This is a genomic window from Bradyrhizobium sp. USDA 327 (assembly GCF_041262065.1).
GTDB lineage: Bacteria > Pseudomonadota > Alphaproteobacteria > Rhizobiales > Xanthobacteraceae > Bradyrhizobium > Bradyrhizobium liaoningense.
Map to the genome: position 1 here is coordinate 6,443,918 of NZ_JBGCCW010000001.1, position 13,105 is coordinate 6,457,022.

Annotated in this window: 12 protein-coding genes and 1 pseudogene; 3 read left to right on the plus strand and 10 right to left on the minus strand. The window is 62.9% G+C overall.

Going from position 1 to position 13,105, the window contains the following annotated elements; all coding sequences use genetic code 11:
* Nucleotides 1-3: 3 nt before the first annotated feature.
* The 10 genes from trbL to ABIA42_RS30570 all read right to left on the minus strand — a co-directional run bounded on the left by trbL (nucleotide 4) and on the right by ABIA42_RS30570 (nucleotide 7,319).
* A complete protein-coding gene (gene trbL / locus ABIA42_RS30525; RefSeq protein WP_370118195.1) occupies nucleotides 4-1,365 on the minus strand; it encodes a P-type conjugative transfer protein TrbL in 1,362 nt (453 codons plus the stop codon).
* On the minus strand, nucleotides 1,362-1,682 hold the full coding sequence (gene trbK-alt, locus ABIA42_RS30530; RefSeq protein ID WP_370118192.1) for a putative entry exclusion protein TrbK-alt: 321 nt from the start codon (nucleotides 1,680-1,682) through the stop codon (nucleotides 1,362-1,364). Before trbK-alt ends, trbL begins: the two co-directional genes overlap by 4 nt.
* A 10-nt stretch (nucleotides 1,683-1,692) precedes the next feature.
* Complete coding sequence (gene trbJ, locus ABIA42_RS30535) at nucleotides 1,693-2,451, minus strand: P-type conjugative transfer protein TrbJ (protein WP_370118189.1); 759 nt, start codon at nucleotides 2,449-2,451, stop codon at nucleotides 1,693-1,695.
* Nucleotides 2,448-4,886, minus strand: coding sequence for a conjugal transfer protein TrbE (trbE, locus tag ABIA42_RS30540; protein WP_370118186.1), 2,439 nt, complete (start codon nucleotides 4,884-4,886; stop codon nucleotides 2,448-2,450). The genes trbJ and trbE overlap by 4 nt, the downstream gene beginning before the upstream one ends.
* Nucleotides 4,887-4,893: 7 nt before the next feature.
* Complete coding sequence (locus ABIA42_RS30545) at nucleotides 4,894-5,169, minus strand: VirB3 family type IV secretion system protein (protein WP_370118183.1); 276 nt, start codon at nucleotides 5,167-5,169, stop codon at nucleotides 4,894-4,896.
* A complete protein-coding gene (locus ABIA42_RS30550) occupies nucleotides 5,169-5,510 on the minus strand; it encodes a TrbC/VirB2 family protein (protein WP_161532512.1) in 342 nt (113 codons plus the stop codon). The genes ABIA42_RS30545 and ABIA42_RS30550 overlap by 1 nt, the downstream gene beginning before the upstream one ends.
* Entirely contained in the window at nucleotides 5,507-6,505 is a 999-nt protein-coding gene (gene trbB / locus ABIA42_RS30555) for a P-type conjugative transfer ATPase TrbB (protein WP_370118179.1), read from the minus strand. Before trbB ends, ABIA42_RS30550 begins: the two co-directional genes overlap by 4 nt.
* Before the next feature lie 219 nt (nucleotides 6,506-6,724).
* Nucleotides 6,725-7,084 carry a transposase gene (locus ABIA42_RS30560; protein WP_370143700.1) on the minus strand — a complete coding sequence of 120 codons (360 nt, stop codon included), beginning with the start codon at nucleotides 7,082-7,084 and terminating at the stop codon, nucleotides 6,725-6,727.
* Nucleotides 7,018-7,185 carry a hypothetical protein gene (locus tag ABIA42_RS30565; protein WP_370118177.1) on the minus strand — a complete coding sequence of 56 codons (168 nt, stop codon included), beginning with the start codon at nucleotides 7,183-7,185 and terminating at the stop codon, nucleotides 7,018-7,020. The genes ABIA42_RS30560 and ABIA42_RS30565 overlap by 67 nt, the downstream gene beginning before the upstream one ends.
* Nucleotides 7,182-7,319, minus strand: coding sequence for a hypothetical protein (locus tag ABIA42_RS30570; RefSeq protein ID WP_370118174.1), 138 nt, complete (start codon nucleotides 7,317-7,319; stop codon nucleotides 7,182-7,184). The genes ABIA42_RS30565 and ABIA42_RS30570 overlap by 4 nt, the downstream gene beginning before the upstream one ends.
* 616 nt (nucleotides 7,320-7,935) lie before the next feature.
* On the opposite strand from ABIA42_RS30570, the pseudogene ABIA42_RS30575 reads away from it, so the two are divergent.
* The 3 genes and pseudogenes from ABIA42_RS30575 to ABIA42_RS30585 all read left to right on the plus strand — a co-directional run.
* Nucleotides 7,936-8,312: pseudogene (locus ABIA42_RS30575) on the plus strand (transposase); the annotation flags it as partial.
* A 602-nt stretch (nucleotides 8,313-8,914) separates the two neighbouring features.
* Entirely contained in the window at nucleotides 8,915-11,131 is a 2,217-nt protein-coding gene (locus tag ABIA42_RS30580; protein WP_370157184.1) for a hypothetical protein, read from the plus strand.
* Nucleotides 11,076-13,022, plus strand: coding sequence for a Ulp1 family isopeptidase (locus ABIA42_RS30585; RefSeq protein ID WP_370157186.1), 1,947 nt, complete (start codon nucleotides 11,076-11,078; stop codon nucleotides 13,020-13,022). The genes ABIA42_RS30580 and ABIA42_RS30585 overlap by 56 nt, the downstream gene beginning before the upstream one ends.
* Nucleotides 13,023-13,105 lie beyond the last annotated feature (83 nt).

A 13,105-nucleotide genomic window follows, 5' to 3' on the forward strand; every position in this document is an offset into this window, starting at 1 on the left:
AGGTTATTCTCCCCCTGAAAGCTCGACGGAGTGGCCGCCACCATGGCTGTCGCCGGATTTGAGGGCTTGCGCGGCGGTCTGGGCGCCGTGAATGACGGTCTGATTGCGCTTGACGCGCTGGGCCCAGGCAGGCGGAGCGCTCTCGCTCGCTGCTTGAGATGCCGCTCCGTCGCTTGCGGCCTCGGCACTCCCGATGGTCCCCATCGTCGAGGAGCCACCGGTGTTGGCGACACCGGCACGGGCACCAGAGCTAAAACTCTCCGTCATTGCCCCCGTTGCTCGCGCAGCGGCGCGTCTGACGGGAGTTGCCGCGTGACTAGCCGCCGCACGGCCCGCGCCGCCGAGACCGGATGCGACGCCGCCAGCGCCGGACCGACCGGCCGACGCGAGGCTGTAGGCGGAGGACACACCGCCCGCCATCGCAGCACCACCACGCGCGGCGGCCGCAGCACCGGAGCTAGTTGCCATAGCTCCCCTTCCGGCCAAACCGAGCGCTGCGCCACCGACCATTGCCGTGCCGGCGACGGCAAGGCCCGTACCGACAGCAGCGCCCGCGCCAAGCTGCGGCGCCCCCGAGACAAGCCCCGTCGCTATCCCGGGACCGAAGATGCCGAGGCCGAGCATCGCTAGCGCCGCGAGCACGACAGAGAGCGCCTGCTCGATAGTCGGCTGCCCGCCGGCATAGGCGGTGGTGAACTGGGTGAAGAGCCCGGTGGCGATGCCGACGATGACAGCAAGCACCATCACCTTCACGCCGGAGGCAACGACGTTGCCCAGCACCTTCTCTGCGAGGAAGGCGGTCTTGTTGAAAAGCGCGAACGGAATAAGGATGAAACCGGCAAGCGTCGTCAGCTTGAACTCGAGCAGCGTAATGAACAGCTGCACCGCCAGAATGAAGAAGGCGATTAGCACCAGCAGCCAGGACACCATCAGCACGGCAATCTGAACGAAGTTCGCAAAGAAGCTGGTGAAGCCCATCATCTGGCTTGCGGAGTCGAGCAACGGCTGCCCGGCATCGAGGCCGACCTGCGCAAGCCGGCCGGGCCGCAGGAAGTCCGCGGTCGAGATCGACGAGCCGCCGGCCTTCAATCCGAGACTAGCGAAGCTATTGAAAATGATGCCCGAGAGCTTGGTGAAGTTGGTGATGATGAAGGCAAAGAAACCGATGTAGAGGGTCTTCTTCACCAGCCGTTGGAGAATGTCCTCGTCTGCGCCCCAGGCCCAGAATAGGCCCGCGAGCGTGATGTCGATGACAATCAACGTCGACGAGAGATACGTGACCTCGCCCTTGATCAGGCCGAAACCTGATTCGATGTAGGTCGTGAAGGTATTGAGAAAGGTATCGATGACGCCGACGTTGTTCACGGCTTCTCTCCCTGTGGAACACTCGTCGTCGGCTGTGTGGCCGACGCGGCCTGCGGCAGAAGTGGCCGCGCCGGCCCGCCGAAGAAGCGCGCGCGGTTCTCCTTCCAGACCGCCTGGCAGTGCGGATCTTCGGCATCCTGGGGGCCAAGCGCGCCGCAGCGGCGCAGCTCGGCCGAGAGATCATCGGGAGCGGAGACAGAGGGGGCGTCAGATACAGGCCGCTCCGCCGGACGCCGGTGGATGGCGTGCAGCGCCGCGAGGAAAATCGCGAACGCAATGATCATCGCGCCTGCGCGAAGGATATCCGAGCGCTCCATAGTCGGTGCCTCAGTTGCCGCTGAACATGGTGACGTTGCCGGGCTGATAGCCGCTACGCGTCGAGAAGATCTTGTACTGCTGCTGGCCCTGCGATTCGGCCGCCGTCACGCGCGCTTGCTCCAATGCATCCGCCCGCCCCTTTGCGGCGAGCACCGCGACAAGATCGGAGAGCTGCTGGGAGTGCAGGGCCAGGAGCTGATTGCCGGCCTGAGCGGCCTGGAGAGCGCCGCTTGCCGACTGGCTGGCGGTAACCAGCGAGCTCATTGCGCTGGAATTGGTCGAGATATTGCCGACGACGCCGGCCTGCACCTTCAGCGAGTCTTCGAAAGCGCCGACCGAATTCTGCCAACGACTTTGAGCCGCCGCAAACATTGTCGCATTGGAGCCCGTGGCCGCCGCCGTGCCGTAGACGCTAGAGTACGCCGTCTGGATACGCTCGACGTTGAAGGCAATGTTCTGGGCCTGGCTCAGCAGGGACTGAGTCCGTGCGACCTGTGCCTGAAGCTGGGTCAGCGTCGACAACGGCAGGTTGGCGAGGTTCTTTCCCTGATTCACCAGGCTCTGGGCCTGATTGGTCAGCATCTGGATCTGATTGTTGATCTGCTGCAGTTCGCGCGCCGCGGTCAGCACGTTCTGGCTGAAATTGGAGGGATCGTAGACAATCCATTGCGCAGAGGCTGGCGTCGTCAAAGACGGCAAGGTCGAGAAGGCAAGCGAGAGAGCGGTCACAGCGGCCAAGGCAGCGTGCTGCACTTCAAGAGTGGTCATGATTGCACCTCCAGGTTGGTTAGGTCAGGAATGAGATCGGCGGCCCAAAGCAGCTCGTGATCCGCGAGCCAGGCGGTCGTGAAGTCGTCGCGGCCGTGCTCGGCGAGCAGCCGCTCGATGGCGGCATGATCGTCCCTGGAGGACGCGGCGCAGAAGGCGAGCGCAACCGGTCCGAGGCCGAGCTCAAACAGCCGATTGCCGCGCCGAGACTGGCAGTAATAGTCCCGCTTCGGCGTCGCCCGCGCGATGATCTCGATCTGGCGATCGTTCAAGCCGAACCGCTGGTAGATGGCGGTGATCTGCGGTTCGATCGCGCGCTCATTCGGCAGGAAGATGCGTGTCGGGCAGCTCTCGACGATTGCGGGTGCGATGTTGCTGCCGTCGATGTCGGAAAGCGATTGGGTTGCGAAGACAACGGAAGCATTCTTCTTCCTTAATGTCTTCAGCCATTCTCGAAGCTGCTGGGCGAAAGCCGGATCGTCGAGAACGAGCCAACCCTCATCGATGATGAGAAGGGTCGGCCGGCCGTCGAGTCGTCCCTCGATGCGATGGAAGAGGTAGGTAAGGACGGCGGGCGCCGCGCCCGCACCAATCAAGCCCTCGGTCTCGAACGCCTGCACCGACGCAAAGCCGAGGTGCTCGGCCTCTGCGTCGAGCAGGCGGCCGGAGGAGCCGCCGACGCAGTAAGGTTGCAGCGCCTGCTTGAGCGCGGTCGATTGCAACAGAACCGTCAGGCCGGTGATCGTGCGCTCCTCGACCGGCGAAGACGCCAGCGAGGTCAACGCCGACCAGACGTGCTCCTTCACGGTCGGATCGATGGTGACGCCTTCCTTGGCGAGGATCGCGGTCACCCACTCGGCCGCCCAGGCGCGCTCCGCTGCATCGCCGATGCGCGCGAGCGGTTGGAGAGCAACGGAGTCCTCAGCACTGTTCGACAGGCTTCCGCCGAGGTCGTGCCAGTCGCCGCCCATGGCAAGCGCCGCCGTGCGGATCGAACCGCCGAAATCGAAGGCGAAGATCTGGCTTTTGCGGTAGCGGCGGAACTGGATCGCCATCAACGCTAGCAGCACTGACTTACCGGCGCCGGTCGGGCCGACGATCAGGGTGTGGCCGACGTCGCCCACATGCAGCGAAAAGCGAAACGGCGTCGAGCCTTCGGTCTTGCCGAAGAAAAGTGGCGAGCTGCGGAAATGCTCATCGCGGTCCGGCCCGGCCCAGACCGCCGAAAGCGGGATCATGTGGGCGAGGTTCAATGTCGAGAGCGGCGGTTGGCGGACGTTGGCGTAGGCGTGCCCCGGCAGCGAGCCGAGCCAGGCTTCGAGCGCGTTCACCCCTTCCACCATGCAGGTGAAGTCGCGCCCCTGGATCACCTTCTCAACGAGGCGCAGCTTCTCGGCGGCGAGACCGGAATCCTCGTCCCAGACGGTAACGGTCGCAGTAACATAGGCCTGGCCGAAATCGTCGGTGCCCAGTTCCTGCAAGGCGAGATCGGCATCGGCGGCCTTGTTCGCTGCATCGCTATCGACCAGGGTCGAGGCCTCGTTGGTCATCACCTCCTTGACGATGGCGGCGATCGACTTGCGCTTGGCGAACCACTGGCGGCGGATCTTGGTCAGCAACTGCACCGCCTCGGTCTTGTCGAGGAGGATCGCGCGGGTCGACCAGCGGTAGGGGAAGGCAAGCCGGTTCAGTTCGTCCAGGATCCCAGGATGGGTGACGGTCGGAAAGCCGACCACGGTCAGCGTGCGAAGGTGGTGGCGGCCCAGGCGCGGCTCGAGGCCGCCGGCAAGCGGCTCGTCCGCGAGCAACGCGTCGAGATGCATGGGCGTCTCGGGGACACGTACGCGCTGTTGCCGGGTCGAGATGGTCGAATGCAGGTAGGTCAGCGTCTCGCCGTCGTCGAGCCACGCCACCTCGGGCATGAACCCTTCGACCAGTTGCAGGACGCGGTTGGTCCGATCGACGAAGCCACGCAGCAGCTCGTGGGGATCGACGCCGCTCTGCGTACGGCCCTCATAGAGCCAGCCCTCGATGCGCGAGGCGTCCTCGGCCGGCGGTAGCCAGACAAAGGTCAGGAAATAGCGGCTCTCGAAATGCGCACCCGCCTCCTCGAAAGCGTCCCGTCGCTCCAAGTCGACCAGTGCTGATGCGGCATCAGAAAAGGTATTGTGCGGATACGTCTGAGCAGCGATGCGCTGGGCCTCGACGAAGATGGCCCAGCCTGAGCCGAGACGGCGGAGTGCATTGTTGAGACGCGCCGTCACGCCGACCAGCTCGGCAGGCGTCGCGCTGTCGAGATCCGGACCACGAAAGCGCGCGGTGCGCTGGAACGCCCCGTCCTTGTTGAGGACGACGCCCTTCTCGACCAAAGCGGCCCAGGGCAGCAAGTCGGCGAGACCGTGGGGCCGATTGCGATATTCGGCGAGGTTCAGCATGCAAGCCTCACACGCCGAGGTACGACGGATAGCGGAGGTGACGTCGAACGACGTCCACGAACTGCGGGTCGCGCTTGGCCGCCCAGACCGCCGCGGCATGGCCTACGGCCCAAATCAGCGCGCCGGGGATCCAGAGGTGGAGGCCGAGCGCGATGGCGGCCGCCAACGTGCCGTTGGCGATCGCAACCGTACGGGGCGCGCCGCCCATCAGAATCGGGTCGGTGAGCGCGCGATGGATCGGCGCGAAGAAGCCCGGCACCTCGGGATCGACGATCGCGGCCATTAGACCAAGGCTCCGCCGGAGAAGCTGAAGAAGGTCAGGAAGAAGCTCGACGCGGCAAAGGCGATCGACAGGCCGAAAACGATCTGGATCAGCCGGCGAAAACCGCCCGACGTATCGCCGAACGCGAGTGTCAGGCCGGTCACGGTGATGATGATGACCGACATGATCTTGGCGACCGGACCTTGCACCGACTCCAGGATCTGATTGAGCGGCGTCTCCCACGGCATTGAGGAGCCGGAAGCGTAGGCCGCGGGGGCAAAGGCGATGGAGATGAAGGCAATCGCCGCAAGCTCGGTGAAGCGACCGCGAACATGGCGGATCGCGGAAGGGAACTGGATCATGATGGCTCCTTGGAAAGCGAGGATTGGCCGCCCGTCTCGGCTGACTGGACGCGGTAATCGCCGGTGGCGGGATCGAGGCCGGCGACGAGAGCGAGTTCGGCGAGGCGGCGTTCGCTGCCACGGCCCCGCAGCACCGCGACGAGATCAATGGTCTCGGCGATCAGCGCCTTGGGAACGGTGAGGACGGCTTCCTGGATGAGCTGCTCGAGGCGACGAAGAGCGCCCAGCGCCGTGCCGGCGTGAATCGTTCCGATCCCACCTGGATGGCCCGTGCCCCAAGCCTTGAGGAGCTCCAAAGCTTCGCTGCCCCGCACCTCACCAACCGGAATCCGGTCGGGGCGCAGACGTAGAGAGGAGCGGACGAGGTCGGATAGCGACGCAACGCCGTCCTTGGTGCGCAGCGCGACCAGATTCGGGGCGCGGCACTGCAGCTCACGCGTATCCTCGATGAGGACCACACGATCGGTGGTGCCGGCGATCTCGGCCAGCAGTGCGTTTGTGAGGGTGGTCTTGCCGGTCGAGGTGCCGCCGGCGACCAGGATGTTCTTGCGGGCAGCGACGGCTTCGCGGAGCAGACCCGCCTGCCCGGCCGTCATGATGCCAGCCGTCGCGTAGTCATCCAGCGTGAAAACAGCGACGGCCGGCTTGCGGATCGCAAAGGTCGGTGCCGCAACGACGGGCGGGAGAAGCCCCTCGAACCTCTCCCCCGTCTCGGGAAGCTCGGCCGAAACGCGGGGCTTCTCGGCATGCACCTCGGCGCCGACATGGTGCGCAACCAGGCGCACGATCCGCTCGCCGTCGGCGGCGGACATGGTTCGTCCGCTATCCTCCAGGCCGCCGGACAGCCGGTCGATCCAAAGCCGGCCGTCGGGGTTGAGCATCACCTCGACGATCGATGGATCTTCAAGGAAGGTGGCGATCGCGGGGCCGAGCGCGGTGCGCAGCATGCGCGCGCCACGCGAGAACGCTTCCGAATGGAGTGAGGTGCCCGCCACGATTGTCCCCCGTCGAACGCCAATCGCAACAAGCGATCGGCGACGGGGATGAATAGAAAAGGCAGGAAATGGGTTAGTTCAACAAGTATTCAGCCGTCGTCGGGAGCCAGCGTAGAGCAGCGAAAAAATACTTGCTGCATAGAGGGCTGCTGACCGTCCCTGATGACAGACTCGTCCTCGAGACATGTGCAACCGTGAATTTGCCAAGGCTTTGAAAGACTAACTTCTTGAGTGCGAATCGGTCACGTCACCGCTCGCAGCGCATTCAATTGATTCCGCAATACGTTGCGCGCGCGAAGGCACTGAAGATCGTCTATTTTTCATTATTAAGCGACGGAGTTCCTCGTTCATTTGCCGCCGGTGACGCGTCGTCCCCGACTGCCGAGATTTCCGTGCAAATCGACGATCTCCCGTTAGTCTTGAATGGGATGGATCCCTGGCTCGCGAGAGCCGGCTGTTTGCTATTGCAACGCGATGGGTATAGCGGCCGAGGTAGGCCAGCACCTGTGCGATCACCGAACGGCCGTTTCCCCGACTTCGATCTTGGCTTTGTCGCGGCCGATACGGCCGTGGCGGCACCTGGCGGAGAGGTAATGCCGGTCGAGATTGGCATAGGTCCGGTTGACTTTCGGCTCGTGAAAGCAAGCCCGGGTGATGCCGGCCTTCAGATTGTCGCTCACCGTCTGCCGGGCCACGCCACCGAAATAAGAGAATGCCCGAACGTGCGAGGCAAGCCAGTCCGGCAGGCTTGGCTGACGCTGGCTTCGGCGTAGGTGTAGTTCGAGGCGCCGAGCACGACGACGAAGATCTGCATGCTGCGGACCTCGCCGCTGAGCCACCTCCATCGGGCGGCCGGAATAGTCGACGAACAGCTTCTCGCCGGCGACATGGATCTGGCGCAGAGTCAGCTTGAGGTGGCCGGCCCATTCCTTAGCGTTCGCAGAACCATGAATAGCTGAAGCTGTCGTCGCTTGCGTCCCAATACTCCTTCCACAACCGCATCAGCGTAACGTGCGGGCGGCGCAGCTCGCGATGCATGAGCGCCCATTCGGGCTGTGGAATCGTCGCTGAGCCGATCGGATGGTGGCGGATACAGGCGGTTCTCGAGTTGCTCCGGCGGCAACGGCCAGGTCAAGCCGGCACGGCGGGTTCGGTTCAGGTACTTGCTGACCGTGCTTTGGGCCAAGCTCAGGCTGCGGGCAACGGCGCGTTGCGATATGCCGACGCTTTAGTGCAGGCGTAGAACTTCGCGAATGTGGCGCATGGACAGTCTCTCTGTGGCATCTAGATCCTCTACGGTTAGGCAAAAGACCAAGCTACCCGGGTTGCAGACTGTCAGCGGTGCGCGCCTCCTGATTGCCCCCGACCGCGATCGCGGGAAACAGCGATCATGATCGGCAGGAATTGGTGATCACGATCGGCTGGAACGCGGAAAGATCATCGCGTCGCATTCAAAACGGCGTCGCCGGGCGAGTTTCTCGGCTTCCTGAACAGCGTCACCGCGGCCTTTCCGGGCCGAACGCTTCACGTCATCCTCGACTACTCAACGCCCACAAGAAAAACGAACATTGGCTCAAGGCCTACCCCAACGTGCAACTATTTCACGCCGACAAGTGCGTCCTGGCTCAAGCGGGTCGAGGTATGTTTTTCGATCTTGCAGGTGCAGTCGCTTAGCGGCACTTCCTTTACAAGCCTCAAACAGCTTCAGGAACACATCGATGGCCTACGTCAACGCGTACAATGACAAAGCCGAGCTCTTCGTCTGGACCAAAAAAAGGTCCGTCAACGCGGTTTCAAACGCCGCCGTATACTCAGCTCTGATTCCGGGTACTCGTGTGGGTTTCGACGGCCTCGGTGGCCTTTCGGACATGGGCCGGCCCTTCCGCGACCGGCCGTTCATCGCGGTAGCGCACAATTGTTTCACACGTTCTCGTTCGAGGCACCCACGAACAACTTAATCGGATGGCCGGTGTGAGTTCTTTGGCAAAAACCAACAGGGCTAGCCTTCATCCACCTCTATACGTGGCTGCACCGCACACCACCGGCCGCAACCGACATGCAAAAATGCTTTGCAGCCCGCCTTCGGTATCGAGGCCCTCATCGATCAGAAACACCTGCCGGAACTAATCTGACCGGCAGACCCATCCTGTCAAAATCACGGGCAGAGGTACGAGCGTTTCCGCTTGGTCGCAGAGGGCGCAAGACGTGCACCATGCTGTCTTCGCGCGACACATTGTCGTCGTCAGGTTCTCGACAGCTCCGTAGCAAAATATGTGGAGCTGATCGCACTGGACGAGCATCGATTCGCACGATGCTCACGCTGCGTAGGTAGCCGTTGGGGGCTGGGCCCCCGGCACGTCAGATCCAGGCCCAGCTTTAAACGGCCTATATTTTTGAAGGTGAGAACGGATGGATCTCCCCTCGACCAACTGGGTGCGGGATCAATCGGACAGCACGGACCCGCAAGCAAGCTCACCCGCGGTTCAGTCCGCAGATGGGGCGACCTTTGAGCGGCAACTGACCGAGATCGCCAATTCAGATGGAGGTGGTGGAGCAATGCCGGCCGCCTCGGCGCCGCAGCCGGCTCGGTCAACTCCACCGCCGCTTTATTCCGAGGATGCTTCGGCTATTTGGGGGCTTGAGGAGGCCCTCATCAAGGGCGGGGCCGCCCAACACACCGCCCAGAACAATGCATATTCTCTTCTCGGCTTTGGCCGCTGGCTCTTGGCAAATAACAAACCAGCTATTGTTGCTCGGCTGAACGACGAGTCGCTGATCGCTGATGCGCGCCAATTCATCGAAGAGGGGCATCCCAGGGTTGTCCTTACGGCGATAGATCATCTCCGGACCTCGCAGTCGACGGGCGGAAACGCGCCGGTCAAAGGCCGCGCTGAGCCAAATCCACACTCCGAGGACGTGGCTCTCGTCAATGAGTATAAAAACGAAGTAGCGACAGATACCGCCAGAAGCAACGCAGTTGCTCTTAGAAGTTTCAGTGACTACCTGCGTAAAAACAACAAGGAGGGCATTGCTGCCCGGCTTTACGGCACGTCGTTGGATGGAGATGTCGACGCCTATAAATCGCACCCCGGTTATAATCGGAAGATCCAAGCCGCGCTGGCTCATCTCCGACAACCGAGAGGCCAGAGCGAGCAATCTAGAGGCCAGAGCGAGCAGCCTTTTTATTCCGAGGATGCTGCCCTTTTTTCAGGGCTTGAGAAGGCCCTCATCAACGGTGGGGCCGCCAAGAACACTGCCAAGGCCAATGCATATACTCTTCGCAGCTTTGGCCGCTGGCTCTTCGCAAATAACAAACCGGCCATTGTTGCTCGGCGGAACGACGAGTCGCTGATCACCGATGCGCGCCAGTTCATCGAAGAGGGGCATCCCAGGGCTGTCCTTACGGCAATAGATCATCTCCGGACCTCGCAGTCGACGGGCGGAGTCGTGCCGATCGCAGGCCGCACTGAGCTGAATCCTTATCCTCAGGATGCGGCTCTCGTCAAAGAGTACAAAGACGAAGCAGCGACAGAAACCGGCAAGAAGGTTGAAATCAGGAAGGATGCAACTGTTCTTCGCAGTTTCAGTCACTACCTGCGTGAAAACAACAAGCCGGGCATTGCTGGTCGGCTTTCAGGCAGGGCGCTGGATGGAGATGTCAAGTGCTATAAGAAGGACGCCGGGGGTGACCGGCGGATCGGTGCCGCACTGGCTCGTCTCCGAAAATCGTCGGCCGGCGCTGAGGCGATGGAGCTCGAGCGCCATATTGATCCCGAAGACGCGGCCCTGAGGGAATCGAGGCGGGTCGGCGACGCCGCTGCGCAGCACAGTGCGTCGCAGAAAGTTGGCCGTTGGCCAGAGGAGCTTCCTGCGGAAGGCTACGATCAGGATTTGGGCCGGATGGACGAACCCGGACCGTCGTCCTCGGCGCCGCAGCCGGCTCAGTCAACTGGGATTGTGATAGGGCAGAGGAAGCAGCCTCTTTATTCCGAGGATGCTCCCCTTATTTCGGGGCTTGAGGAGGCCCTCATCATGGGCGGGTTCAGCAAATCCGCTGCCGAGCTGTACGGAGGTTCTCTTCGTAGCTTTAGCCGTTGGCTTTTCGCAGAAAAAAAACCGAGCATTCTTGCTCGGCTCGACAACCGGTCGCTGACCGATGGCGGTGAGGTGCTTGAGTTCACCGGACAGCGTAATCCAAAGACACTCCTTCAGGCAATCGACTATCTCCGGACCTTGCGGTCGACGGGCGCCGTGCCGATCTCACAACGCGCTAAGCTGAATCCTCCCCCCCAGAACGTGGCCCTCATCGATCCCGAAGACGCGGTACTGATGGATCCAAGGCGCATCGACGCCGCCACTGCGCAGCACAGGGCGTCGGAAACTGGCGGTCGCGCCAGAGGAGCTTCCCGCGGAAGGCCGCGATCAGGATTTGCTTTTGGGGGGGGTGGACGAACCCGGCCCGTCGTCATCTGTCGAGCCGGCCGCGCGCCATCACGGAGCACCGGATCCCGGAGCGTCCGTTCGTCCCTTGACCTGGCGCCAACACCGCGGGCAATCCCCGGACGAGCTGATGGGCGCGATTGCCAGGAGCAATCTGCCAAGCGAGGGGGACCTCATCATCCGTGATTACCGCATGGCGGAGCGCGCTTCCAGCGCGGAAGGCCCTTGGCACGCGGAGGATGATCTGGCCTGGTCGCCGCGCTTAAGCGTTGACCCAGAGGAGCTTCGACGGCTACTGGATGACGAACCGATGTCCTCGCAGCCGATCTACAATTCGGCGGAGCTTCAGGACAGCGGGGACCTGGGTGACCAGCTGCCGGGCGAAAATTTGGCGGAGCTCCTGGAGATGCTCGCTTCACCTCGCCATTCGCCAGCGGACAGTGTCAATCAGCCAGGCGCAGCCGTTCCTTGGCCATTGCAAGCGGTCGATCCCAACAGCATTTGGCTGGAGGCGGAGCAGGCTGGCCAGCTGCCGATCAACGATGAGCATGACCCAGCTGAGCGGAGGCCAGCGAAGAGGCCGAGGACCGACAACCAGCTGCAAGGCGTTGCCATCGAGCGGCAGCTGAGCGCGATCGGCAATTCAGGCGATCGCCTGCTGACGCCGGCTCCCACTCATCAGCTGGGTGCATCACCACGGGAGGCGCAGCCGATGCTGCCGGAGAGCGGGTACGAAGACGCCACGGCGCCGCATGCGGCCGCGATATACCTCGGGGACGCCACTGCGCAGCACAGCGCGCCGCAGGGAGCTGTCAGTTGGCCATTGGTCTTCCCGGAAGGTTACGATGGTCTGCATTTGATGGTGGAAGACAGCCCGCGGTGGCCCGGGATTCCCCCTCAGCAGGTGCAGGACATAGTCCAAACTGAAGGGCAGGAACCTGGCTGGTCCACCTCAACGACCGTGGAAGCAGAGTTAGCGCATTTTGCCAGGGCCCGCTCAGACACCGACGGCGGTCTAGAGGCAGCGGTGCGTCCGGATTCGCCCGCATCCTTCGCGTTGCGTGACACTGCTTGGGGGCCGCCGCCTGACGTTCCGCCGCCGTTTGCCAGGCCAGGACCGGGTCATCATCACGGCGCTCGACAGCTCGAAGCGCCGCAGGAGCTTGCCCCAATCCCGGTCCCGTTGGGCGAGGGAGCTTTGGCTTGGCTGACCGAGCAGATGGCGCCTGAGGATCCATCCGCTAGGCTGTCAGACATTGACCGCGGTTTCGAGGCAGAGGTTAATCCGAATCCGCCCGCACCCTTCGAGTTGCGTGACATTGCCCACTTTGCGCCGATGATGCACGCCGCCAGGGCTCCGTCAGACATCTACGGCGGTTTTCCATTGGTTGATCTGACTGCGCCCACGCAGTCCCAATTACGCGACGTGGTTGATTCTGGGCGGGCGTTTCCGACCACCTCCAATGCTCAGATCGGGACTTTGGGTCCGACAGCCTCGTCCAGCCGGAGCCGGCTGATGCTCGGCGACACGGAATGGCTCACCGACGAGCATATTCTCAGGGATTATCAGCTCCTGGAGGAGGAGTTGCGGAGGACCAATCCGAATCTCGCCGGCCGGACGGAGTTCGTGGACCCCCTCGTAGCCAGTCAGCTGTCCTGGGGCGACACGCTAAGTGCCTTCAACGACATCGTCCATGATCGGCAAGGTCACGATACAGCCGACTTCCTGTTCCTGCCAGTGAACGACGCCCATCCTACAGATCCTGATCGCCGCGGCAGCCATTGGTCGCTGCTGCTCGTTGATCGCCACAACCGGCACAGTCCGGTTGCCTATCACTACGACTCCAGCGGGAGCTACAATGCGGGACCTGCACGCCAGCTCGCAGGCCGGCTAGGCGCCCGCCTGGAGTGGCCCCAGATGCCCCAGCAGGACAACACCTATGATTGCGGCGTCTTTGTCGTCGACGCCACGCGGGAGCTGGTTCGTCAGTTGACGCAACGTGAGCGGCCGGACCTGCTGAACCTCGACAAGCTCGTCGTCGATCGGAAGGCATTGCAAAACCGACTGAGGGGCTGACTCGGCTTATGCCGATGACAGGGGCTCTGGCCGACACTCCGATCTGGCAATTGGTGATCTTGCCCGCCGAGCCGGTGTATGCG